The sequence below is a fragment of the Glaciimonas sp. GNP009 genome (assembly GCF_054343755.1).
This window is the reverse complement of the sequence record NZ_JBTGUV010000004.1, coordinates 3,530,260-3,555,780: the sequence shown is the minus strand read 5'-3', so window position 1 is coordinate 3,555,780 and position 25,521 is coordinate 3,530,260. Positions and strand designations below refer to the sequence as shown.

The following is a 25,521-nucleotide window of genomic DNA, read 5'->3' as shown; positions in this document are numbered from 1 at the left end:
TTTTCCGTAAGACGTTTAGTATTTAGGCAGAGTTTTTCACCTCCACGATTGCATTAAATCGTCCTCACGTTCGTAGCGGAAGGTCTTTCCCCCATGTCCAGCAGTCGCACTCTCAGCGCATCTAGCAGCGCTATTCCAACACGCTTGAACCAACCTGCGCTGGTGCCGATTAGTCTCTCTGGCACGGAAGGCATGAACGCATTATTCGATTACACCGTCGTACTGATGACACCCGAATCCTTGATCCATCTGAGTGAAGATATCGGCAATGTCAATCTTGACGATTTCATTGGTCGCGAGTTAACCATCATGATTGCATTGGATGGCAGCGGTGGATTTATCGACAGCGCATTTGCTGACAATCTGCTTGGCAACATCGGTGCTGGGACGCGTGAAATCTCCGGCTTGATTACCGCTGCCCGCGTGCTGCGTCAGGAAGGACGTCACGCGCTGTACGAAGTGACATTGCGCCCGTGGTTGCATCTGGCCACGTTGACCACCGACTGCAAGATATTTCAGGATCAAAGCGTGATCGAGATCATTGATCTGCTGTTTGCCGACTACGCCTTTCCGCTCGACAAGCGTCTCATCGAGACTTATCCCAAACGCGACTATCAGACCCAATACAACGAAAGCGACTTTACGTTCTTTAGCCGATTGTGCGAAGAATGGGGAATCAACTATTTCTTCAAGCATGATAATGGCGTCCATCGACTGGTCTTAATCGACAGCATCGGCGCGCATAAGAATTCGCCCAGCAGCGCCTATCACGTGGTGCAGTTTCATACGGAAGGCAAACATATCGATGAAGCGTGTATTCATGCCTTTTCACCCGTACATCAACTTACCTCCGGCCAGTACACCACGCGGGATTATGACTACACAAGGCCCAAGGCCAATCTCACCGCCAACCGCTACGATCCCCGCCCCACCGCACACAATCAGCAAGCCGTCTATCAATGGCATGCCGACGCGCATTATAGCCAGCCGAAGGCAGGTTCCGGTTCAGCAAGCACCAACCCGGAAAGCCAGAATGATCCGTTTGCCGAAGGCGATTTCATCGCCCGTTTGCGCATGCAAGCCTTACACAGCGTCGGCCAACGAGCGCAAGGCCAAGGCCATCTACGCGGCATGGTGCCCGGCTGCATCTTTACGCTGGCGCGTCATCCGCATACCGCCGCCAATGCCGAGTATGTGATCCTATCGACCACACTGAGGATCGACGAAGCCGCGCAAGAAACACAGGCCTCCGATAATGCACACCGGCAACGGTATCGCGTCCACGTCGACTTTACCGTCCAACCGACGAGCCAGAACGGGCGACCGGAACGGTCCACACCCAAACCGTTGACCCACGGCCCCGCCACCGCCATCGTGGTCGGTCCGCAGGGACAAAATATCTGGACCGATGCACTCGGCCGCATCAAGATCCAGTTTCCATGGGACCGCCTCGGCCAACACAATCATCAGAGCAGTTGCTGGGTCCGCGTCGTCGCACCGTGGGCTGGCAATCAACTGGGCGGTATGCATATTCCGCGCATCGGTCAGGAAGTCATCGTCGACTTTCTCGGTGGCGACCCCGACTTGCCGCTATGTACCGGACGGGTGTACAACCAACTCAATACGCCACCGTGGGCATTGCCGAGCCAGAGTGCGCTATCCGGATTTCGCTCACGGGAACTGACACCTGACGGCGGCAATGCGGCCAGCGGACGCAGCAACCATCTGGTCATGGATGACACCGCTGGCAAAATCCAGAGCCAGCTCAAAAGCGATCATCAGCATAGCCAATTAAGTTTAGGCCACATTACACGCATCGAAGACCACGCCGGTCGCAAGGAAGCCCGCGGACAAGGATTTGAACTGCGCACTGACGGACATGGCGCAATCCGTGCTAAAAACGGTCTGCTGATCAGCACCGAAAGCCGTACTCATGCCAGTCACCACATCACCGATCTGGGCGAGACGGCACAGCGCCTGATCGATGCGCACGGTCAACAGCAAAGCTTTGGTGAACTGGCGCAGCAACATGGTGCGCTTGAAGCCGATGAGCACAAAGCGGTCACCACTTCACTCACCGATCAGAACGATGCGATTCAAGGGACCGTTGGCGAGGCCAAAGACGGCAGCTTTCCCGAATTAACCTCACCGCATCTAGTACTCGCCAGTCCGGCGGGAATCGCTACCACGACGCCGCAATCGACCCATATTGCCAGCGGTGAACATGTGGCGATCACTAGCGGACAGGATATGAGTTTGTCGGTAGGACAACGGCTTATAGCCAATGTGCGTAACGGCATCCGCCTGTTTGCCTACAACGCGGGTATAAAATGATCGCCAGCAGCGCCGACATCGATGTGAAGGCATTAAAGAGCAGCCTCAACATTTTAGCCAAACTCAACATTACCCACACCGCCAATACCATCTCCATCAATGCCACCGAAGAAGTCATGATCAATGGCGGCGGTAGTTATACCAAATACAACGCCGATAGCATTGAGAGCGGAACCAAGGGTGAACATCTGATACGGACGGCGAGCAGCGATGTGGCCGGGCCAAAAGGCTTACCAGTAGTAACGCCATCTTTCCTGCAATCCGATTTCAAACGTGAACTGGATGTGGCATATCACGATAACGATGCTGTGCAAGATGGCTCTTTCAGTATCAATTTTGACAGCGGAAAAAACTATCAGGGTCAACTCGATCATTCGGGAAAGGCAAATCTACCCGACGCACCCGATGGCGTCGGCCAGCTCATACTTGGCGAAGATCAGCGTGCGTTTATCGGCAAAGCGATCCATCAGAAATCTTCAGCATATGAAATGCTTTGGACACAGGGCGACATGCACGATTCCATTAAAAAAAGGGGAGATGCGCCATGAGTGCAGAAATCGAACTGACCGTATTCGAGGTCGCCGATGATATCTGGGAGCGCGCGCATCGGGTAGGCAATCAGGCCGTGAACCAGATCGGCAACGGTGCACAGTGGATCGGCGGGGCATTAAAAGGAGAGTTTAAAACCAAGCCAACGGTGGGCCAAATTGTCGTCGACGCAGTGGTCAGCATGTTTCCTGTAGCGGGCGAAATCACGGCTGCCCGCGATGCCATTGCGATTAGCTTGCGCATGGCCGATAGCGATAAAGAGGCGAAAGACATCTGGAACTGGGTCGCATTGGTATTGTGTTTGCTCGCTGTGATACCAGTGTTGGGTGGCATCTTGAAAGGTGTCGGCAGATTGTTGCTACAGGCGGCATATGACTCCGCCAAACTATCACACATAGGCGAACAGATATTAGCCTTCCTGCGCAAAATGGGCTACGGAAATACACGCGTTTTTTTTAACACGCTGGACTTTACAGCGTATCAGGCACCCGTCACGTCAGCTTATTATGTCTTGATGCGCCGTCTACGCGACACGAGTATTTTTACGGCCCGTGAGTTGGGCGCGGTATTGCCCGCCCCGGTCAAAAGCTGGTTGCAAGCCTTGCCGCCAAAGCTCGACAAATTGCAGCTTCTGGCCGACAAAATGATTCCACAAGCTTTTAAAGAACTGAACGCTTTACTCAATAAAGTGCGCAGCAATTTGATTGAGGGTAATGTTTTTCCCATCACAGTCGGTGCGGGTCCAATCAAAATTCGCACCACCGAGGCGCGGATTGGCGAGGTGTCACCTATTCATATTGCGAGTAAAGGGCATACAGCGGCGACGCGGGCGCATTACAAGCATAAGGAAGGATGGCCTCGGTTGGATGGGTATAAAAAGGAAATTGACGAAGTTAATACTATTTATCCGAATTTATATTCCTTCAGTAGTAAAGCATCAATAGAGCCGGTATTGCTTCCCGCCGGAAAGAAGGTCTATCTACCAAGAATCATTGACACTGAAGAGCCCAGAAAAACTGGAAATTTTTGGGCAGAAAAAATTCCGGTAAATGGCAAAGCATGGCGGTTGGATTACGCGGTCAAGCAAGATTGGAGTAAAAACGGCGCTTATCTGGTGCTGGAACACATACCATCGGCAGACGACATGCGCAAATTAGGTATTCATGTCGATGACAGTTGGGAAGGTATTCGTGCATGGCGCGGGAAAGTAGCCGAGCAAGTCGATTCTCAAGGCGCGAAAGCCACCGGTATCTTATTGCCAGGTGGCGAAATCCAGCTGTATATCGACTTCCATGATGCCTATCATAAACCGCTGCGTGAATACGTTGAAAAACATGTACCGGTAAAGCCGACCAACTGGACCGACGCAAACATTCCACATCATGTGCGGCCAACCGCCGTCTTTTTGGCCCCTAACGAACGCTCCGCCAAGATCGTCCAGGAAGGTTATCTATTACGCGGTGCGGCCACGGCGGGTAAGCAAACAAATAACTAACAGATAGGGAAATAATATGCAAAACCGACAAACCATGACACCAGAGCAGGAACAGCAAGCACGGAATCAGGCGTTTTACTTACTTAAAAAATATACCAGTTTTACTTTTCTGGATCAGGTCAGATTGCGGTATCAAGGTTTTTTGGATGCGTTTGTTAACCAACTGAAGACCCCCCCGCTTGCTGTACAAAACTATCGCTACGCCGTTCATGCTCAGACCCGGCATGAAGAAGAATACAAAGAATTCCTGCGCCAGATGATATCAATGGAGCAAGGACTGGCGCTGCTTCGTTCTACGCACCATAAGCAAGAGGCATACAACACGATTTCCCGGACAGATTTTATGGAGCAATTATTTGGCCGATATGCAGATGAAAAGGGGGTGTGTATTGACCCTTTTTATATTGCTTTAGGGATTGTCTACGAACATCCCGGAAATAGCATTCATCCAAGTAATCATACCGCCTTCATCAAGGACGTCATCATCGCTGCGGCGATGAACTCTACTCGGCGGATCACGACGTCGAACTTGAAGGATTACGACCCTTTTCGTTTAGTGGATTGGAATAGCCTACGTCAGTCCCAAAAATGGACCTATGAAACCCTCTTCTTCGAACCCGAATGGCCGATCCCCAGGATCTTCCCGGATTACCTTCCGTCTTGTCCATCCTATAACCGCAACCATCAGGATCAAATCTTCACCGGTGGGACCATTCCCACTGACGGTATCTGGGAACCGTGGTTTATCACGCCGATCTTCAAAAATACTGATCCGGCAAAGATGGCTGCAAAAGTCGGTTGCCCTAATTATTTTTTAGCCGGCGCGGTTGCCACCGAATATCAATTAGAAGGCATGGACACGTGGGAGGAAGTCTGGTGGCGTTTGCTGTGGGAAGACAAGCGCTATCTGGACGGCACGATTCCCGCTGAAGAAGCGGACTATCTGAAAACCAGACCGCCGGTCGCGCCGCAGATATTTACAGATCATAAAGCTTATCCGGGTGATGTGTGTCCAATAACAGGCAACTGGCATGCGCCGCATATGCAAGGCAAAACGGTGCGAGTGGAGGCAGGGAATATCATGCCAGGGTCAAAAATTAACGCGGCAGGGAATGCTGTCACCTGGTATCTCAAAGTGTAAAGCGAACCCCATTACCAGCGAAGGCTGGTTAGGTTTAGTTTTGCTGATAAATTTACATAGCTGTAAAGTTATCTATTGCCGATCTCTGTATCAAGGGCATTAAAGTCCTGATCGAAATTAAAAAAACGATCAGGCTTGCACTTTTCTAACAAAAGAAAATAACTTGTTGAAAATTTAGCTAATGCGCAATTTTAGCAACCTCCGATATTACGCATTACCTCAATTCAACCCATTCTTTCCTTCAATTTCGATCGCTTTCAATCCACCCAAACGTGCATGCAGACGACCGCGCGTTGCTACTGCGAATGCTACGACGATTTCGTCCGCATTGGGTGCATCGGTGAACTGGGTCGTCACCGTATCGTAATGCGATGGCACGTATAACGCGTCTTTATGCGCCAACGGAATATCAAGATTGGTGCCCGGTACACCACGCTTTCCTGATGATGGAATCCATGCTTTGCCTCCGCCAATCGCTTCGCGAATTGGCATGACAAATGCCGGCGTTAAGAACGCATTACCATGCTCATATTCGCCGCCGATGCCGACGATGCAGGCTTTGCCGTAACTTTCAACTTTATCTGTGCCTAGCGCCAAATTGAGTCGGCGACCGAATTCCGCTCCCAGCGCAGGAGAATTAGCGAGAATTTTTTCCAGGCTTTGATTGAATTGTCCTGCGTACGGATTATGGATGGCGACCGCTATTACAATCTTTCGCAAGGCCGCACCATCGGCTAGTACACCGCTTTCATTTGCCAGCGTGTCATCAATTTGGGTGTACCACTTACGGATATGATAGTTTTCGAAATTTGCAGGTTTTGTCATTTGTTATATCTCATCCATCATTTAAAAGAGGTTGCTGAAGACGACTTATTGCGGCCAAATTTCTGCAAGACGCAACAGGTTGGTACTACCGGGTTGACCAAAAGGCATACCAGCAGTGATTGCGATCTGATCTCCAGCAATAGCAAAACCTTCTTTGACGACCGTTTCACAAGCTGCTTTGACCATCTCGCTTTCGTTATGAACCTGGTCGCTGATCGTCGAATGAACGCCCCACACCAGCGCCAGTCGACGTGCCGTTGCAAGCTTTGGTGTGATGCTGACAATCGGTGCAATCGGCCGTTCACGGGCGGCGCGTAAACTGGTATGCCCAGAACTAGTGTAAGTCACGGTGGCTTTGGCGCCAACGATGCGCGTAACGTCACGGAGTGCGGAACAAATTGCGTCGCTGCGATTAGGTAACGGCGTCTCTTGTTGTGCATCAAGCAGATTGCGGTAAAGTGGATCTTGCTCGACTTCAGCGATAATCCGATTCATCATTTCTACCGCTTCCAGCGGATAAGCGCCGCTAGCTGATTCTGCAGACAGCATCACTGCATCGGAACCATCATAAATCGCACTCGCGACATCTGACGCTTCAGCCCGCGTAGGAACCGGCATCGTAATCATCGACTCAAGCATTTGGGTGGCGATGACTACCGGTTTTCCCTGTTGACGGCACACACGCAAGATACGCTTTTGTACGCCCGGAACACGCTCTGGCGGAAGCTCAACACCAAGATCACCGCGGGCCACCATAATCGCATCTGACACATGGACGATTGCATCAAGTTGATCTAGGGCGGCCGGCTTTTCCAATTTGGACAGCACCCATGCGCGGTCACCGATCAACGCTTTGGCTTCGAGCACATCTTCGGGACGCTGAACAAATGACAGCGCGACCCAATCAACCCCCAACTCCAGTGCGAACGCCAGATCACGCTTATCTTTTTCGGTTAATGCGGGAATGGGCAACACGGCGTCCGGCACATTGACGCCTTTACGGTCAGATAACGCTCCACCATTAACCACGCATGTACGGATACGCTGACCATCACTATCAAGTACTTTAAGACGTAATTTTCCGTCATCCAGCAACAATGATTGACCACCAGCGATGACTTCAAATAGCTCCGGATGCGGGAGACAAACCCGGTCACTATTTCCGGGAGTGGTGTCCCGATCGAGCGTAAATTCCTGACCAGCGGTTAACGTAATTTTGCCATCGACGAACTGACCAATACGGAGTTTAGGTCCTTGCAGATCAGCAAGAATAGCAATAGGACGACCAACAGTTCGCTCTACTTCGCGCACTAGACGATAACGCTCATGGTGATCGGCGTGACTGCCATGACTGAAGTTAAATCGGAAGACATCTGCGCCGGCTTCGAATAGCGCCTGGATCATTTCCTGACTGGAACTGGTGGGGCCTAGTGTGGCGACGATTTTTGCTTTTCGTTGGCGGCGCATGGAGGGCTTTCTTTTGCGAGTTGTGAGAGGGGAATTCAGTTAGACTTATTAGCGGTCTAAGCGGTTTCGGGGTAACATTTTTAAATTGGTACTGGATTAAGTTGGCGTTATATTATTCTTGCCTCGGCTCGGCCTTTGTCGAAGCTAACGCGTCACCGAGTAGCAGTGACGGCATTAAGTAAAATTACCCAAACTCTACAAAATCAACATAGCCCGAAAATCATTAACATTTGTCCTCGTCGGCCCACTAACAACCAAATCCCCCAACGCCTCAAAAAATCCATACCCATCGTTGTTATCCAGCATCGCCTTAGGTCGCAAACCCAGCTCCTCCGCCTTTCGCATCGACTGCGGTTGGTAGATCGCACCAGCGTTGTCTTCGGACCCATCAATGCCATCCGTATCGCAAGCGATGGCGTGGATATCGGGATAGCCGTCAAGCGCAGTCGCCAGGCTCAACAAGAATTCTGCATTGCGCCCGCCTCGCCCATGCCCCCGTACAGTGACCGTTGTTTCACCGCCCGATATAACAACGCAAGGCTTCGCGAATGGCTGACCGCGGCGTGTAATTTGGCGCGCCAGAGCCGCGTGGGCGAGACCGATATCTCGGGCTTCGCCTTCCATTTCATCCGATAAAATATACGGGGTCAGACCAGCCGCCAACGCTGTCGCGGCGGCGGCCTCTAAGGCATCCTGCGCGGTAGCAATAACGTAATGCTGATTCCGTGCCAGTTTTGGATCACCAGGTTTTGGGCTCTCGCCGTCGCCGGATTCAAGGTGCTGCAAGATTGCCGCAGGAATCTCAATCTGATACTTTTTTAAGACTGCCAATGCTTCGGCGCAGGTCGTTGGATCGGCTAGTGTCGGACCGCTGGCAATAACGCCCGGATCGTCGCCAGGAATATCGGAAATCATCAGCGTCACAACCCGCGCTGGCGCACACGCCAACGCTAGCCGACCGCCTTTGATGGCGGATAAATGCTTACGCACGCAATTCATTTCAAAAATATTTGCGCCGCTTTTTAATAATGCTTTGTTGATTGCTTGTTTTTGCTCAAGCGAGACACCTTGCGCCGGCAGGGCCAATAATGACGATCCGCCGCCGGAGATGAGGCAGAGCACCAAATCGTCTTCAGTCAATCCTTGCACCATTTCCAATATCCGCGCAGCGGCTTGACGTCCCGCCTCGTCTGGCACTGGATGGGATGCTTCAACCACTTCGATGCGCTTGCAATCAGCGCCGTGACCGTAGCGGGTCACCACCAATCCTCCTAGTTCACCTTGCCAATGATCCTCTACCGCTTTTGCCATGGCAGCCGCTCCTTTGCCAGCGCCAATGACTAGCGTTCGACCTTTGCCGGTTGGGGCGGGAATTTTGGCTAAATAAGCTGGTAGACATTTGGTGGCGCTGACAGCATCGACGGCGCTTTGGTACATGTCTAATAATAGTTGGCGAGGATTAATTGCGGCGGTTTGGATAGTCATGCTGAGTGGCCTTGAGTGGTGAATAGCAAAATTTAATTAAACGTTTTCATCGTCTGGCAATTGTATTCGATCGTCTGTATTAAACAGAGTTTATGCTCCGTAGATACGAGTGGAGTAGCCCGCCAAATAGCTACTCTTTCTTGATACGGTTCGTTGCCCCGCAAAAAAGACTAACCAAAAAGAACGTGACTGAAGAGCTAAGGCCCGCCGCAGGCGGGTCCTCAATTGTGTCGACGTTATTCATAAAACCGGCGGCTACGAATATAATTTTGCACCCAATTTACCACTTATGCAGAAGCAATTTGATGATTCGACATAATTTCGATTGCCCTGCATAGCGCAGAATGATCCAATCCGCTCATACCATTTGCAGCGCAGGTATTCATGAGCTCTTGCGCCATAGCAGTATTTGGTAATGAAATACCAAGTGCCTTGGCGCCTTGCAACGCTAGATTTAGATCTTTTTGATGCAACTCAATACGGAAACCTGGATTAAAAGTACGTTTAACCATTCGCTCACCGTGAACTTCCAAAATGCGCGATGCCGCAAAACCACCCATCAGTGCTTGTCGAACCCGTGCTGGATCGGCTCCTGCTTTTGAAGCGAATAATAATGCCTCTGCAACAGCTTGAATATTCAGGGCAACAATGATTTGATTAGCCACTTTGGTGGTCTGACCGTCACCATTGCCGCCAACCAACGTTATGTTCTTACCCAACAATTCGAACAACGGTTTAACGTCGTTGAAGGTAGTTTCAGAACCGCCGACCATAATCGTCAATGAGGCGGCTTTGGCACCGACTTCACCGCCAGAAACTGGCGCATCCAAATATTCACAACCGAGTGCGTTGATTTTTTTTGCGAAGCCTTTGGTGGCAATCGGTGAAATTGAACTCATGTCGACGACAACTTTACCTGCGGTCAAACCCTCGGCTACGCCTTTATCGTCGAACAATACGGCTTCCACGTGTGGGGTATCCGGTACCATGACGATAATGATATCAGCGCGTTTGGCAACTTCTGCACCGGACGTACAGACTGTTGCGCCGCCGTCTATCAATGCTGCTGGTGGATTTTTTTGATCATGGAGATATAACTTGTGGCCACCGCGTTGTAGATTTTCCGCCATCGGCGCGCCCATGATACCTAATCCAATAAAGCCTACTTTTGCCATGATAAATCTCCTAGATGTGGTAAAAATTGTCTGTCATTACTTTGCGATCTAATGAATCAGCTACATACATAAATGCCTTGCTTATAGGCCGTGCGCTGTGCGCCAACCCAATCCATCCACTGTTCCCGCCTTAGGCTTGTACTCACAACCGATCCAGCCGTCGTAACCGATTTCATCCAAAAACGAAAATAGGAAGCGATAGTTGATTTCGCCAGTACCGGGTTCAAAACGGCCTGGATTGTCGGCCAGTTGTATATGTGCGATGCGGGGAAGATTGGCTTTGATGGTGTTTGCCAATTCGCCTTCCATTCGTTGCATGTGATAAATGTCGTATTGCACAAAAATATTGCCCGACCCAGTCGCCGCAATAAGATCGAGCGCTTGCTGGGTTCCGCTGAGGTAGAAGCCGGGAATATCGAATGTGTTGATCGGTTCAATCAACAAACGAATTCCTGCTGCCTGAAATTTATCTGCAGCGAATGTCAAATTGCTGACAACGGTGGCTTTTAGTTCTTCCGCACTGACGCCGGATGGTGCGATGCCGACCAGACAGTTCAATTGCTTCACACCGAGTATCTTGGCATAACGCAGCGCCTCATCTATGCCTTCCTTGAATTCACTGATGCGATCCGGATGACAGGCAATCCCGCGTTCGCCAGCTTCCCAGTTACCCGCTGGCAAATTGTGAAGAACTAATTCCAAGCCATTGGTCTGCAATTTATCGCTTATTTCCTCTGCTCGAAATGCATACGGAAACAGAAACTCAACACCTTTGAAACCGGCTGTGGCTGCTGCGCCAAAACGTTCAAGAAATGGTAACTCCGTAAACAGCATTGTGAGATTGGCAGCTAGTTTGGTCATATTTTTTCCCCTTCTATTCAATGATGCGGAAATGATTTCAGCGCAGATTAAAGTGACTTAGTCCAACAAACTAACCGCGGTGGGCGCATCTTCACGACTAGTCGCCAAATCTTCAAACTCGTTGATGTTGTCAATTTCGTTACCCATGGCGACGTTAGTGACGCGCTCCAAAATAATTTCCACCACTACCGGCACGCGGAACTCGGCCATCCAGCGCTTTGCTTGCGCAAATGCGTCCTGAATCTGATTCGGATTGCTGACCCGTATGGCTTTGCAACCAAGACCTTCAACTACGGCAACATGATCCACGCCATAGCCGTTCAACTCTGGCGCATTGATATTCTCAAATGCAAGTTGTACGCAGTAATCCATTTCAAAGCCGCGTTGCGCCTGACGTATCAAACCAAGGTAAGAGTTGTTAACTACCACGTGGATGTACGGCAAATTAAACTGCGCGCCGACGGCCAACTCTTCAATCATGAATTGAAAATCATAGTCGCCAGAAATCGCGACTACTTCACGCTTCGGATCCGCGACGCAGACGCCGAGTGCCGCCGAAATAGTCCAGCCCAATGGACCGGCCTGACCGCAGTTGATCCAATGCCGCGGATGGTATACGTGCAGGAATTGGGCCGCTGCGATTTGCGACAAACCAATCGTGCTGATGTAGCAAGTATCGCGACCGAATGCGCGGTTCATTTCTTCATACACGCGTTGCGGTTTGACCGGTACGTTTTCAAAATGCGTCCGGCGCTGCATAGTGCGTTTGCGCTCCTGGCATTCGCGCAACCAAGCTGACCGATCAGGTAATTTACCCGCTGCTTTTAATTCTTTTGCGACCTCAATAAACAGGATCAATGCGGCTTTTGCATCCGAAACAATGCCATAGTCAGGACCGAAGACGCGACCGATCTGCGTCGGCTCAATATCCACGTGCACAAATTTACGGCCTTTGGTAAATACTTCGACTGAACCGGTATGGCGATTGGCCCAACGATTGCCGATACCTAGTACAAAGTCCGATGCCAACATAGTGGCATTGCCATAACGATGGCTGGTTTGCAAGCCGACCATTCCCGCCATTTGCGGATGATCATCGGGGATTGCGCCCCATGCCATCAATGTTGGAATCACCGGAACGCCGGTCAATTCAGCAAACTCGACAGCCAGTTCAGCAGCATCCGCATTGATAACGCCGCCACCAATTGTCAGCAACGGACGCTCGGACTCACCTAACATGGTCAACGCTTTTTCAATCTGTGCCCGGGAAGCTTTCGGCTTGTAGACTGACAACGATTCATACGTATCAGGATCAAATTCGATCTCTGCCACCTGCACATCAAACGGCAAATCAATGAGTACGGGACCCGGGCGACCTGAGCGCATTAAATGGAAAGCTTGCTGGAACACGCGTGGCACCAATGCTGGCTCACGCACGGTTACCGCCCATTTAGTGACTGGTTTAGCGATTGACTCAATATCGACCGCTTGAAAATCTTCTTTGTACAAACGTGAACGCGGTGCCTGACCGGTAATGCACAAAATAGGAATCGAATCCGCCTGGGCTGAATATAAGCCGGTAATCATGTCGGTACCGGCTGGTCCCGAAGTGCCGATACAGACGCCGATATTACCAGCGGTAGCGCGGGTATAGCCTTCGGCCATATGCGATGCGCCTTCAACGTGACGGGCCAGTACGTGTTTGATGCCGCCGTGCTTTTTCATCGCTGAATAAAGCGGGTTAATGGCTGCACCTGGAACACCGAACACTTGCAAACAGCCTTCTTTTTCCAATACATATACCGCTGCGTCAATTGCTCTCATCTTTGCCATATTGCCTCCAGATTGTTAATTGTTTTGTTACCGCTTAAACATCGCTATCAAGGTGTTACCAAACGAAAATTTATCCAACTCTCACCACAATGAGCAACACAATGAGCAACACAATGAGCGCGGTGTTTGATTGGGATAAGGACTTACGCAAAACTAGCCTCACATTGAATTTGCCCACCCCTCAGACAAAACCAATACGTCGTATCGCGGCGCGTGGGCGGCTAAGAAAGCACAATGCAGTTTTGGCGATTTTGCGTAAATCCTAAAGGATTGAAGTCGATAAAGCACATCGTAATAGCAAACTTTATGTTTGATAAGAAGACAATTCGTCTTCTTATTCCATACTTTTAGTACGGAATCCGCGGTAAAGTAGACAATCGGAGGAAGATATGGACAAGCTGAAACAAATCGAAGCGCTCGTCAGTGTGGTCGAAAAAGGGAGTCTGGCCGGTGCGGCGCTGGAGCAAAACATCACACCCGTCATGTTAGGACGGCGTATTGATGCGCTAGAGAAGCGACTCGGTACCAAGCTCATGCATCGCACCACGCGTCATCTGACACTAACTGAACAAGGAACAGTGTTTCTGGATCATTGCCGTAAGCTACTGACAGATCTTGATTTTGCCGAAAAAATTATTTCCGAAGGGCGCCATAAAGCCACCGGACATTTAGTGGTGTCGGCGCCAGCAGCGTTTGGACGTAAGCACGTCGCGCCGCATGCACCGGATTTTATTGCAGCTAACCCGGAAGTGAGAATTTCGTTCAATCTCACTGATCGTGTGGTCGATCTGGTACGCGAAGGCTACGACATCAGCATTCGTATCGGCGGCGTAATTGACCCCAATTTCGTTGCGGTAAAACTAGCGAGCAATCGGCGCGTAGTGTGCGCTACTCCAGATTATCTGCGTCGCAACGGCACGCCTGCTACTTTAGACGATATAGCAGATCACAATTGCTTATCGTTTAACCTGCAAGGCGGCCAGCAACGTGGATGGTATTTCCAACAGGGTGGTAGGCCGATTGTGATTAAGGCAGAAGGAAATTTGGATTGTAACGATGGCGAGTTGCTACATCGATGGGTGAGCGAAAGCCTCGGCTTGGCGTGGCGATCTACCTGGGAAATTCAGTCACAGTTAGCCAGCGGCGAACTCATTACCGTTCTCGATGAGTTTGCACTGCCACACTACGACATCATGGCTGTATATCCGCAGCAAAGACATCTCCCTGCTAAAACACGATTTTTCATCGATCGCTTGAAAGAAACCTTCGCTAAACCTGGTTACTGGACTCAAAGCGTGGCATGAAATATTTAGTCAAAGCGGTTTAAATAACCACCTGTTTAACACCCGTTTACCTGTTACCCATCATTTAGGACAAGGGCGTAAACCAGAGTGAGAGGGGAGTGGTAAAGCCTGACTGCGAGCGCATCACAATAGATGCCAGATCAGGCCGCAACGCACACGCACACGCACAAACATGCACACAACAAACCGCGCCTGCGCGTTTAACGACCAGATTTGAGTAAGACTGAATAAAAGCTAACGAATAAGCTGACGAAATTTTCCCGGAAGAAGAATTCTTTGTCACCCCTAACACGCGATTATCTACTCCGCCCGACCATGTCTCTCGGGAAGATTTCCACCCTCGCCTTCCCAGGTAGTAATCGCTTTTTTCTGTAAATTTTGCTCCGAATTAGCTCGGGCTAGTCTTTGCTTCGCCATCAACAACAATGCGGTCAAACTAGAAACGGCTAGCATCAATAAAGCACTTTTGCTGTTCATCATTTAGAACTCCTTTTAACCTTGCAATCATCCGTTCGAAATTTCTTTCTGGCAACCTTCAAAATGATCAACGTTACGCAGCAGAATTTAAGAGAGTTTAAGTCCAATTAAGCTATCTTGAATACTCATAATAGACCGCTCTTACTTCTCGCCGTATAGGACAGCCTCCTACCCTTAAGTAGGACGAACGGTAATAACGGTAACGCTATAAGTATTCGAGATAATCATAATGCGTAGCCAACGGCTGACGTTCGGCTAGGTTACTTCGCGTAGTCCTACAGCATTAAGAGCCCCCGTCCGATAGAGTTAGAAATCCTTTTTCTTTATAATTAACTAGCTCGTTGAGGCGATCTAGTAGCTCCTTATCCCTAAAACTTACTCTAAAACTTAATTCGTGATGTTATTTTTTTCGCCAACCGATTCGAGAGGATTACGTCATGGGTAAGTATTTTTTAGCATGGCTGCTCGGCGTACCGGCAGTCATCGTAGTACTCATCTATATTTTTATGCATTGACCTTCAGGGCAGCATATTTAGAAAAAGTGTTTTTAGTTTTCACTAACGTTGAAGAAGGTTGGTAACGACCAATCCACACTGAGATTCCGTACTCATCTATCACGACTAGTCAATGGATTTAGGAGATGCCATGAAATACAACAATATATCCCGCACTTTTTTAGTTTCGACGGTGATCGGCGGGACCCTTCTTCTTGCATCTTGCGCCAGCCCATACGATGGACAGCAATACCGCAATCCTCCAAATCAATCTTATCAATCAAATCAATATAATCCGCCCAATCAAAACATTCCATCGAGCCGACAATCCTATAACGGCCGCGGCGTCGTTGATGCCATCGATGTCGTTCAAGGAGAAAACCAAAGCCGCGGAATTGCAGGCGCACTAGTCGGTGGCCTACTAGGCGGCGTCTTGGGGCATCAAATCGGTCATGGAACTGGTAATACAGTCGCCACAGTTGGCGGTGCGGTCGGCGGCGCGGTAGTCGGAAACCAGCTGGAGCAACGCAATAATCAAACTCCTTCCTCTTACGACGTGCGCGTTCGTATGAACGACAACGGTTACCAGACCATCAATCTCAGCAATCCAGGGGATTTACGCGTAGGTGATCGAGTAAGGATCGATAACGGCCAAATTTCACGTTATTAATCGATTGCGCTAAAAGGATAGACACAATCACATCCGACAAAATCGACTTGTCCGCAAGTTTAAAAAACAGGTCGAAGCTGCATCACATGCTTGGCGTTACATCTTTTTTTGCAACAACTAACCAAAGAGGAGTAAAGCATGGGAACGATCCTTCTAATTATTTTGATTCTATTACTGGTGGGCGCGCTACCAACCTGGTCGCATAGCCGCAGTTGGGGCTATGGACCAAGTGGCATCACAGGCGTCATCGTCATCGTGCTCATTGTGTTATTGCTCACCGGACGGCTGTAAGGTCACGCTTAACATAAGCCTGACGTGCATTGTGACCCTAATGGGTAATGACTCTTTAGACAATAGCACTATGCCGCAACAAAACTCTCACCTGAGACAAATGTTTATCGGTGGACTCAAGCTAAGTTGAACCACTTTTCTTGCATCTCATAAACCGCTGCGCAGCAACATTACCGCAGCAAGGAGTAATAACCATGCACCGCAAAATTCACGCTGCTTTCCTAACCGCTCTGATAGCGACTGGAAGTTACGCGATGCACGCTTTCGCCGCCGAAGAAAATGTACAAATGAAAGACCCGCCTCGCTGGCATAGCGAGGACATGTCCCCGCGTGCGCGCTTCAATAACATGACAAAGGAAGCCAACGCGGCTTATCAACAGTCACTAAATGAGTGCCGTAGTTTACGCAATAGGGAACTGGCTGCTTGTCGTAATGAGGCGAAGAGCAATTTAGCGAGCGATATGCAACGTGCGCATCGCGTGTTAGCACGCCAACGTGCTGATTCTGATATGGAATGAAAATGTGAACTTTTAAAGTTGATGCAGATCATTCAAAAACAATATCCATCATCACACCACCATTGTGGATTTAATACAACAATATAATTACATCTTTGATCACACTCTTAAAATCTATCTGTAGAGAGTGTTTATTTAGTGATTTTTTATTAATGATCGATATACGGTGATATTTCCAACAATGCAAAAAGCCCGCATCAACCGATGCGGGCTTTTTATCTTGGTGTCCCCAAGGGGATTCGAACCCCTGTACTCACCGTGAAAGGGTGATGTCCTAGGCCTCTAGACGATGGGGACAGAAATCTGTCCTTACTACTTTGCTGTACATACACAGCTTTGCTCGCGTGGCCTTGCTTCGCTTACAATTTACACTAAATCTGCAATGCTCGACCTATTCGGTCTTAATACAAAAAGTCGCATCACGCAGATGCGACTTTTTTATCTGGTGTCCCCAAGGGGATTCGAACCCCTGTACTCACCGTGAAAGGGTGATGTCCTAGGCCTCTAGACGATGGGGACAATAATCTGTCCGTACTGCTAGTGGTATTACTTTGCTACTTTACTCTTTTTTACTCCACCTGCTTACGCTGGTGGAGGTAAGCGGGATCGAACCGCTGACCTCTTGCATGCCATGCAAGCGCTCTCCCAGCTGAGCTATACCCCCTTGCGAAGAAGCGAAATTATAGCAAAGTAATGACCTCCCTGACAATCCCGTTTTGAAGATTTATCAAAGATATTTCTGTAGGCGGTTTAATACAGTTTCGCGACCAAACAATTCCAGCACCAAATCGATCGCCGGTGTCTGTAACTGACCGGTCAGCATCAAGCGCATTGGCATCGCAATTTGAGGCATTTTCAGCGCATGCGCTGCCAACACTTCCTTAATCATCGGGGCCAATGCCGCTTTATTCCACTCAACCGTTTTGCAGCGCTCAGCGAAATCGGCCAGTGCTGGCTTAATAGTCGCTGCGACAGCGTTGAAATGCTGGTCAAGTAATGCTGCATCTGGCGCAGGCTGACGATAAAACAGCATCGCAGCCGTGGCTATCTCATGCGTGGTGTTGGCGCGCTCTTTCATCAGGCCGATGACTTTTGCCAGATCCGGTGCTTTGAATAACCCGTCAGCGCTATCTGAGAAATCGGCACCATTTTTTTCCATCAATGGCCGTACCAATTCAGCCAAGCGGTTATTGTCTGCTAACTTAATGTAGTGATTGTTCACCCAAGCCAGCTTTTCCGGATTGAACTGTGCTGGCGATTTCGATAGATGATCCAAGTCGAACCACTCACAAAACTGCGCAATCGAGAACACTTCTTCGTTACCATGGCTCCAACCCAGACGCGCCAGATAATTCAGCATCGCCTCCGGCAGATAACCTTGCGCCGGATAATCCATCACGCTCACGGCGCCATGGCGCTTAGAGAGCTTTTCGCCATCCGCGCCAAGAATCATCGGCACGTGACCGTACAAAGGCAAAGTCGCGCCGAGTGCTTTCAAAATATTAATTTGGCGCGGTGTGTTATTTACATGGTCGTCACCACGGATGACATGCGTAATCTTCATATCCCAGTCATCAACTACCACGCAAAAATTGTAAGTCGGCGTGCCATCAGGCCGAGCGATAACGAGGTCATCCATCTCACGATTGGAAATGGTAATCGTGCCTTTGATGACATCATCCCAACTCACGTCACCATCCAGAGGATTTTTGAAGCGCACGACCGGCGTACGATCAGCAGGAATCGCAGGCAAAGTCTTGCCCGGTTCCGGGCGCCAGGTTCCGTCGTAGCGCGGCTTCTCACCCGCAGCGCGCATTTTTTCGCGCATGGCTTCGACTTCTTCAGGCGACGAATAGCAATAGTAGACGCTGCCGTCAGCCAGCATTTGTGCAATCACTTCACGATAACGGTCCATGCGCTGCATCTGAAAAAAGGGACCTTCGTCGTGCTCAAGACCAAGCCATTGCATCCCTTCGATGATGGCCTCCACCGCTTCCGGCGTTGAACGCTCAAGATCGGTATCTTCGACGCGCAATACAAACGTACCGCCAAAGTGACGAGCGTAAGCCCAGGAAAACAATGCTGTGCGCGCACCACCCAAATGCAAATAGCCGGTTGGACTTGGCGCAAATCGGGTGCGAACAGGAGATAAAGGAGGAGTTACTGCTGAAGTAGTGGCGGTCATGATAAATAAAAACGGCCTTGGATTGCCAAAGCCGCTATCAATGAAAACCACATTTTACCGCGTTGCACCGGCAGAGGGAACATCTGCGCCGATTGCGCCCTTGATCACTTGCTGTGCTAGTCCGGGCAACGCAAAGGGTTTATTTAACGGTGACGTTAATTGTTTTGCTTAATTCGGGACCATACGACTGATGTAAGCCGTTACCGAGTTGCATCGTCAAACTGTACTTGCCCGGTGGCAGAGTAACCATCGTCTCAGTCTGGCCCTTGCCAAAATGCAGATGCTGCGCATCAGCAGGAATTACCTCTCCCGCCTTAATTGGCCCTTGGTTGATCAATAGATGATGATGCCCTGTACTTGGCGTCATATCACCCGCTGGTTTAATCTCCATTCCCGTGACACTAAACTTGACAGGGAAGGGGCTGGTGAGCACTGCACCATCGGCGGGTGACACAAAATTAACAGACGCAGCGTGTGCCATTTGCGGCATAAAACCTGCGGCCAACATCGAAACGCTAAAAAGTACGGTAAATAATCGTGATTTCATCGTATGACCCTTTTTCAATGAGAACGAACGGCTCGTTAAGCGAGCCAGCCAATTGGAACCAGCCAAAGGATCATAGCATCTGAGCGTGTCAGCCAGTCCAATTGACCTGACACGCTCTGCGTTACCATACTGCGATCAATCGTTCTTGATCACAATTGTCGGAAACTTGCTCGACATATCTTTAGCCTTCTCCGCCACCTTGATTGCCACCTTCCGCGCAATCTCTTTGTAGATATGCGCTATCGGCCCATCGGGCTCTGCAATCACTGTCGGCTTGCCAGAGTCCGTCTGCTCACGAATCGACATCGTCAGCGGCAGCGCACCCAGAAAATCAACACCGTATTCGCTGCACATTTTTTCGCCACCTCCAGCCCCAAAGATGGCTTCAGCATGACCGCAATTTGAGCAGATATGCGTACTCATATTCTCTACAATACCGAGAATTGGAACGCCGACTTTTTCAAACATTTTCAAGCCCTTGCGCGCATCCAGCAACGCAATGTCTTGCGGAGTTGTAACGATGACTGCGCCGGTGACCGGAACTTTTTGTGACAACGTTAATTGAATATCACCAGTTCCCGGCGGCATATCAACAATCAGATAATCCAGATCGCGCCAGTTGGTTTGGTCCAGCAACTGTTGTAGCGCTTGGGTGACGATCGGACCACGCCACACCATCGGCTCATCCTGATCCACCATAAAACCGATGCTGGAAACCTGTAAGCCGTGATTCTCCATCGGCTCCATCGTTTTGCCGTCCTTGGTTTCAGGGCGACCACTGATACCCATCATCATCGGCAGCGACGGACCATAAATATCCGCATCCAAAATACCGACTTGTGCACCCTCCGCGGCCAAGGCCAACGCGAGGTTTACCGCTGTTGTTGATTTGCCGACGCCGCCTTTGCCCGAAGCGACGGCGATGATGTTCTTGACGTTAGACATCAACTTGATACCACGCTGCACCGAATGCGCTTGAATTTTTGAGTAGACATTCGCACTGACATTGCCCGCGATACCGCTAAGCGCAGCAATTGCGGCACTACGAATCAAACTAAATTGACTTTTCGCTGGATAACCCAGTTCGACATCAAACGCAACATTCGCGCCGTCTAACTGAATATTTTTTATACATTTGCTGGAAATCAAATCCTTGCCGGTGTTAGGGTCAATAACATTGGACAATGCGGTCTTAACCGCTTCAATCGTGACGCTCATTATTTCTCCTCTATATGATTGCGCCAAGTCTAAACTAAATCGTCTGATCGGCGCAGATCAGATGCCAAAATCGGACAGAAAACTCGGTCACACTAAAGTTTTCCAAATAACAACAATGGCACACCGGAAGGTGTAACGATGCCCTACTTTGCACGAGATAGGCGCTGGCACTGCTAAAATCACTGTTTTACTTAAACCAGCATCGCTAAATGAGCACCAATTTGAGCACTTCACCTTTGCAACCTCCGCGCAAGCTATTCGTTACGACCGCCCTGCCCTACGCCAACGGCGCATTCCACATCGGCCACATCATGGAATACATCCAGGCCGATATCTGGGTACGGTTCCAACGAATGCTGGGCAATGAGGTACATTTTGTCGGTGCCGACGATGCCCATGGCGCACCAATCATGATCGCCGCTGAAAAAGCCGGGATCACGCCGCAACAATTTGTCGCCAATATTGCGGCCGGTCGCAAAGAGTATCTGGACGGGTTCCATATCGCGTTTGACAATTGGCATTCGACTGACGGCCCTGAAAATCACGCCTTGTCGCAAGAAATCTATCGCAGCCTGCGCGACGATGCCGAACTGGTCACAACCAAGACCATCGAACAATTTTTCGATCCGGTCAAAAATATGTTCTTGCCGGACCGCTACATTAAGGGCGAGTGTCCAAAATGCGGCACCAAAGACCAATACGGCGACTCTTGCGAAAATTGCAGCGCCGTGTATGCGCCCACCGATCTAAAGAATCCGTACTCCACATTGTCGGGCGCCACCCCGATCATGAAATCGTCAGAACATTTCTTCTTCAAACTGTCAGATCAACGTTGCGTAGACTTCTTGCGCCAATGGGCGCTCGAAGACAATCGTCTGCAACCTGAAGTCGCCAACAAGGCCAAAGAATGGTTAGAGGGCGACGGTGGTCTGGGTGACTGGGACATCAGCCGCGATGCGCCGTACTTTGGTATTGAAATTCCTGATGCACCGGGCAAGTATTTTTATGTCTGGCTGGACGCGCCAATTGGCTATCTGGCATCACTCAAAAATTATTTCGACAAAACCGGTCGTGACTTTGATGCCTTCATGGCTGATCCTAGCACTGAGCAATACCACTTTATTGGTAAAGACATTACATATTTCCACACGTTGTTCTGGCCAGCAATGCTCAAGTTTGCCGGGCGCAAAGTGCCGAATAACATCTTCGTGCACGGTTTTATCACTGTTAGCGGTGAAAAGATGTCGAAGTCCCGTGGCACGGGTATCTCGCCATTGCGCTATCTCGACATCGGCATGAACCCAGAGTGGTTGCGTTATTACATCGCTGCCAAATTGAGCGCCAAAGTCGAAGACGTTGATTTTAATCCAGATGATTTTGTTGCCCGGGTGAACTCTGATTTGATTGGCAAATACATCAATATCGCCAGTCGTGCAGCTGGTTTCATTGCCAAAAAATTCGATGGTAAGGTCAGCACGCTTTGGGCCACCGATGGCGATCCGTTTCTGGCAAATCTCCGCGCCGTTTCCGCCGATATCAAAAACCTGTATGAAGGACGCGAATACGGCAAAGCACTCCGCGCCATCATGGATCAGGCCGATATCATCAACGCCTACGTCGACGTTAATAAGCCTTGGGAACTAGCCAAAGACCCGAGCAAGTCAGCCGCCTTGCATGAAGTCTGCAGCCGCCTTCTCGAAGCGTTCCGAATATTGACGATCTATTTAAAGCCCGTCTTGCCGGTACTAGCGAAGCAAGTCGAAGCCTTCTTGCAGATCGCGCCGTTGCAGTGGGGTGATATTAATTTGCCGATTGGTAATGGTCACCAAATTAATGCCTACACGCATTTGATGACTCGGGTTGAGCCTAAAATGCTGGAAGCTTTGTTCGAACCGCCAGAAGGCAAAGAGGATGGACTCGCCATTGAAGCGGCTCCAGTTACTGGCGCGGAAGATAACGTGGCTATCGAAGAACTGGCACCGGAAATCAAAATTGATGACTTCACTAAAATCGATTTACGAATTGCTAAAATAGTTAACTGTGAGCACGTTGAAGGATCCGACAAACTGTTGCGACTAACACTTGACGTCGGTGAAGGTCGCTTACGGAATGTATTCTCTGGCATCAAGTCCGTTTATAAGCCAGAGGAATTGGTTGGCAAGATGACCGTCATGGTTGCCAATCTTGCACCGCGCAAAATGAAATTCGGCATATCCGAAGGCATGGTATTAGCGGCTTCAGCGGCGGATGAAAAAGCCAATCCAGGTATTTATATTCTCACTCCGTGGCCAGGCGCTGCGCCGGGAATGCGGATTCGCTAATAACCTATAAATAGCAGTAAATGTGACGGCCAGCCTATTCGTAAAGAGTCGCTGGTCGACATTGGTTTTTTTGATTCTACTTCCGTAACAAATAATAGAACAATAGAAAAGTTATCCATAAAGCAACTATCGATTCATCACTGCAAGAAATGACATAAAATAGCGCTTAACTTTTATGTGCTTCTAAATAAGTAAAACAGGTAAATATAATGAAATTTTCCAAGCAATTTTCTGGATACCAGTCCGAAATCACCCAGTTCATCAGCGAACTGAAGGTAAAGAACCCTGCATTGGAACAAGAACAACTGGCCGGTCGGGCACTTTTATGGGACAAAACACCTATCGATCTTGATAGTCAACTGCGCTCAAATGACTCCCGCGTTCCACAACAGCCCTACGTTTATCAAAACGAGCACTAATATTGCGACGGCTTTCTCCCGCAAACATAAGACGATTAACAGCGGTGTCAAAAGATCACTATGACGCAGAATTCGTCAGACGCCGCTGAAATCACCGTTGAGGGACAGCCAGACTCGACACCGAACGTAGTCGACGGTGTCGCGTTTGCACGTCTGTATGGCGAACCGCTATTTCGCATGCCGAGCGATTTATACATTCCACCGGATGCGCTGGAAGTCTTTCTCGAAGCATTCGAAGGGCCGCTTGATCTGTTGCTCTACTTAATCCGCAAGCAAAACTTCAATATTCTTGATATTCCGATGGCGCAAGTTACATTGCAATATCTGGAATACGTTGATCAGATTCGTATTACTAACCTTGAACTAGCCGCTGAATATCTGCTCATGGCGGCGATGCTGATTGAAATTAAATCGCGGATGTTGTTGCCTTCCAGAAAAACCGACAGCGAAGAGGCAGAAGATCCTCGGGCAGAGTTAGTGCGTCGCTTGCTGGAATACGAGCAAATGAAATTAGCGGCACGTGAAATCAACGAGCTGCCGCAATTGGGGCGTGATTTTGTCCGCACCCAAATTTATATTGAACAAAGCATCGTCACACGCTGGCCAGAAGTCGCTGTCATCGACCTGCAATCCGCCTGGGCCGATGTCATCAAACGCGCCAAACTTACACAACATCACATCATTAGTCGCGAAGAACTATCAGTCCGCGAACACATGACGGGTATTTTACGACGTTTGCAGTCCGCCAGATTCGTCGAATTTGCCGAGTTGTTCGATCCCGCACGCGGCGTCCCCGTACTAGTCGTGAATTTCATCGCCCTGCTGGAACTTGCCAAAGAAACATTGATCGAAATCACGCAAGCCGAACCCTTTGCACCGATCTACGTGCGTCTGGCTTATTCCCCGTCCTGATGATGACTCTTTTACTTCGGCCGATTCTTAAAGCGTGATTCCGCAGCGCGATCGGCGACGAAAAACTCCCAAATAAATTAACCAAACATTTTTTATACCGTGTTATGCCGCTGCAGTCCGTTGCTGTATTCGACTTTTATCACCTGATCAATTTCATGAAAATTATTTCCTCTATCGAAGAATTGCGTGACCACATGCGCGGCCAGCTACGTACAGCCTTCGTGCCAACTATGGGCAACTTGCATGATGGCCATCTATCACTGATGCGGCTGGCCAAACGTCACGGCGATCCTATTGTGGCGTCGATTTTTGTCAACCGTCTGCAATTTGGGCCCAATGAAGACTTCGATAAATATCCGCGTACTTTTGCCGCAGACGTGGCAAAACTGGAGAAGGAAGGCGTATACGTCCTGTTTGCACCAACGGAAAAAGATCTTTATCCAGAACCACAGGAATTTCGCATTAGTCCACCGGACGATCTCGGCAATACACTAGAGGGCGAATTCCGTCCCGGCTTTTTTGCCGGCGTCACCACCGTAGTAATGAAGCTATTTTCATGCGTTCAACCGCGCGTGGCGGTCTTCGGCAAGAAAGATTATCAGCAATTAATGATCATTCGGAACATGGCAAAACAGTTTGCGCTACCTACCGACATCATCGCTGCAGAAACCTTTCGGGCTGACGATGGCTTGGCGCTCTCTTCCCGCAATATGTATTTATCTGCGGAGGACCGTGCTGAAGCGCCGAATTTGTTCAAGATGCTGACGCAAGTGGCGGAAGGTGTCCGTAGCGGTCAGAAAACGATCGACGCGCTGGAACAAGATGCAATCGCTCAACTCCGTGAAGCTGGCTGGCAGCCCGATTACATTTCAGTTCGTAAGCGGAGCAACCTGCAACCAGCATCGGCCAGCGAAGTAGCAAAGGGCGAACCACTGGTTGTTTTGGCCGCAGCAAAAATAGGCATCACGCGGCTGATCGACAATCTGGAAATTTAATTGGC

Annotated in this window: 20 protein-coding genes, 3 tRNA genes and 1 pseudogene; 11 read left to right on the top strand and 13 right to left on the bottom strand. The window is 49.6% G+C overall.

Features of this window, described 5'->3' with window-relative positions:
• Positions 1–93: 93 nt before the first annotated feature.
• The 3 genes and pseudogenes from ACXX82_RS16465 (at position 94) to ACXX82_RS16455 (ending at position 5,519) form a co-directional block, all read left to right on the top strand.
• Positions 94–2,882: pseudogene (locus tag ACXX82_RS16465) on the top strand (type VI secretion system Vgr family protein).
• Positions 2,879–4,378 (top strand): hypothetical protein, encoded by a 1,500-nt coding sequence (locus tag ACXX82_RS16460; protein ID WP_458563272.1) that lies wholly within the window; start codon positions 2,879–2,881, stop codon positions 4,376–4,378. Before ACXX82_RS16465 ends, ACXX82_RS16460 begins: the two are co-directional and overlap by 4 nt.
• Positions 4,379–4,412: 34 nt before the next feature.
• On the top strand, positions 4,413–5,519 hold the full coding sequence (locus ACXX82_RS16455) for an Imm72 family immunity protein (protein WP_458563271.1): 1,107 nt from the start codon (positions 4,413–4,415) through the stop codon (positions 5,517–5,519).
• A gap of 219 nt (positions 5,520–5,738) precedes the next feature.
• On the opposite strand, the gene ACXX82_RS16450 is transcribed toward ACXX82_RS16455, so the two are convergent.
• The 6 genes from ACXX82_RS16450 to gcl all read right to left on the bottom strand — a co-directional run bounded on the left by ACXX82_RS16450 (position 5,739) and on the right by gcl (position 13,165).
• Positions 5,739–6,344: an amino acid synthesis family protein gene (locus tag ACXX82_RS16450; protein ID WP_323506988.1), complete on the bottom strand. Its 606-nt coding sequence runs from the start codon at positions 6,342–6,344 to the stop codon at positions 5,739–5,741.
• A 45-nt stretch (positions 6,345–6,389) separates the two neighbouring features.
• Positions 6,390–7,811 carry a pyruvate kinase gene (gene pyk, locus ACXX82_RS16445; protein WP_323506987.1) on the bottom strand — a complete coding sequence of 474 codons (1,422 nt, stop codon included), beginning with the start codon at positions 7,809–7,811 and terminating at the stop codon, positions 6,390–6,392.
• 195 nt (positions 7,812–8,006) lie between these two features.
• Positions 8,007–9,296 carry a glycerate kinase type-2 family protein gene (locus ACXX82_RS16440; protein WP_323506986.1) on the bottom strand — a complete coding sequence of 430 codons (1,290 nt, stop codon included), beginning with the start codon at positions 9,294–9,296 and terminating at the stop codon, positions 8,007–8,009.
• A 287-nt stretch (positions 9,297–9,583) separates the two neighbouring features.
• Positions 9,584–10,471, bottom strand: coding sequence for a 2-hydroxy-3-oxopropionate reductase (glxR, locus tag ACXX82_RS16435; protein ID WP_322236638.1), 888 nt, complete (start codon positions 10,469–10,471; stop codon positions 9,584–9,586).
• Between the two features lie 81 nt (positions 10,472–10,552).
• Positions 10,553–11,332: a hydroxypyruvate isomerase gene (hyi, locus tag ACXX82_RS16430; RefSeq protein WP_322236636.1), complete on the bottom strand. Its 780-nt coding sequence runs from the start codon at positions 11,330–11,332 to the stop codon at positions 10,553–10,555.
• A 57-nt stretch (positions 11,333–11,389) separates the two neighbouring features.
• Positions 11,390–13,165, bottom strand: a complete 1,776-nt coding sequence (gene gcl, locus ACXX82_RS16425) for a glyoxylate carboligase (protein WP_323506985.1) — start codon at positions 13,163–13,165, stop codon at positions 11,390–11,392.
• A 389-nt stretch (positions 13,166–13,554) separates the two neighbouring features.
• On the opposite strand from gcl, the gene ACXX82_RS16420 reads away from it, so the two are divergent.
• Positions 13,555–14,469 carry a LysR family transcriptional regulator gene (locus tag ACXX82_RS16420; RefSeq protein WP_323506984.1) on the top strand — a complete coding sequence of 305 codons (915 nt, stop codon included), beginning with the start codon at positions 13,555–13,557 and terminating at the stop codon, positions 14,467–14,469.
• Between the two features lie 300 nt (positions 14,470–14,769).
• Here the strand turns inward: ACXX82_RS16420 and ACXX82_RS16415 are convergent, their stop codons facing one another.
• On the bottom strand, positions 14,770–14,949 hold the full coding sequence (locus tag ACXX82_RS16415; RefSeq protein ID WP_322236630.1) for a hypothetical protein: 180 nt from the start codon (positions 14,947–14,949) through the stop codon (positions 14,770–14,772).
• Positions 14,950–15,591: 642 nt separating this feature from the next.
• Between ACXX82_RS16415 and ACXX82_RS16410 the strand changes: the two genes are divergently transcribed.
• The 3 genes from ACXX82_RS16410 to ACXX82_RS16400 all read left to right on the top strand — a co-directional run bounded on the left by ACXX82_RS16410 (position 15,592) and on the right by ACXX82_RS16400 (position 16,919).
• The gene (locus ACXX82_RS16410; protein ID WP_322236628.1) at positions 15,592–16,110 is read left to right on the top strand and encodes a glycine zipper 2TM domain-containing protein; all 519 of its coding nucleotides are present in this window, start codon (positions 15,592–15,594) and stop codon (positions 16,108–16,110) included.
• 138 nt (positions 16,111–16,248) lie between these two features.
• Positions 16,249–16,401, top strand: coding sequence for a DUF3309 family protein (locus tag ACXX82_RS16405; protein ID WP_322236626.1), 153 nt, complete (start codon positions 16,249–16,251; stop codon positions 16,399–16,401).
• A 194-nt stretch (positions 16,402–16,595) separates the two neighbouring features.
• Positions 16,596–16,919 (top strand): hypothetical protein, encoded by a 324-nt coding sequence (locus ACXX82_RS16400; RefSeq protein ID WP_322236624.1) that lies wholly within the window; start codon positions 16,596–16,598, stop codon positions 16,917–16,919.
• A gap of 221 nt (positions 16,920–17,140) precedes the next feature.
• On the opposite strand, the gene ACXX82_RS16395 is transcribed toward ACXX82_RS16400, so the two are convergent.
• From ACXX82_RS16395 to apbC, 6 genes are all read right to left on the bottom strand, one after another.
• A tRNA-Glu gene (locus ACXX82_RS16395) sits at positions 17,141–17,216 on the bottom strand.
• Between the two features lie 146 nt (positions 17,217–17,362).
• Positions 17,363–17,438, bottom strand: a tRNA-Glu gene (locus ACXX82_RS16390).
• Positions 17,439–17,507: 69 nt separating this feature from the next.
• Positions 17,508–17,583: transfer RNA gene (locus ACXX82_RS16385), tRNA-Ala, on the bottom strand.
• Positions 17,584–17,646: 63 nt separating this feature from the next.
• Complete coding sequence (gltX, locus tag ACXX82_RS16380; protein ID WP_322236622.1) at positions 17,647–19,104, bottom strand: glutamate--tRNA ligase; 1,458 nt, start codon at positions 19,102–19,104, stop codon at positions 17,647–17,649.
• 139 nt (positions 19,105–19,243) lie between these two features.
• Positions 19,244–19,612, bottom strand: coding sequence for a DUF4399 domain-containing protein (locus ACXX82_RS16375; protein ID WP_322240508.1), 369 nt, complete (start codon positions 19,610–19,612; stop codon positions 19,244–19,246).
• A 174-nt stretch (positions 19,613–19,786) separates the two neighbouring features.
• A complete protein-coding gene (apbC, locus tag ACXX82_RS16370; RefSeq protein WP_322236621.1) occupies positions 19,787–20,869 on the bottom strand; it encodes an iron-sulfur cluster carrier protein ApbC in 1,083 nt (360 codons plus the stop codon).
• A 209-nt stretch (positions 20,870–21,078) separates the two neighbouring features.
• Here apbC and metG point away from each other — a divergent pair, with 209 nt between their 5' ends.
• The 4 genes from metG (at position 21,079) to panC (ending at position 25,516) form a co-directional block, all read left to right on the top strand.
• A complete protein-coding gene (gene metG / locus ACXX82_RS16365; RefSeq protein WP_323506983.1) occupies positions 21,079–23,190 on the top strand; it encodes a methionine--tRNA ligase in 2,112 nt (703 codons plus the stop codon).
• A gap of 209 nt (positions 23,191–23,399) precedes the next feature.
• Entirely contained in the window at positions 23,400–23,609 is a 210-nt protein-coding gene (locus ACXX82_RS16360) for a DUF3460 family protein (RefSeq protein ID WP_322236618.1), read from the top strand.
• Between the two features lie 60 nt (positions 23,610–23,669).
• Positions 23,670–24,521, top strand: coding sequence for a segregation and condensation protein A (locus ACXX82_RS16355; protein ID WP_322236616.1), 852 nt, complete (start codon positions 23,670–23,672; stop codon positions 24,519–24,521).
• Positions 24,522–24,676: 155 nt separating this feature from the next.
• On the top strand, positions 24,677–25,516 hold the full coding sequence (gene panC, locus ACXX82_RS16350; protein ID WP_322236614.1) for a pantoate--beta-alanine ligase: 840 nt from the start codon (positions 24,677–24,679) through the stop codon (positions 25,514–25,516).
• Positions 25,517–25,521: the final 5 nt, after the last annotated feature.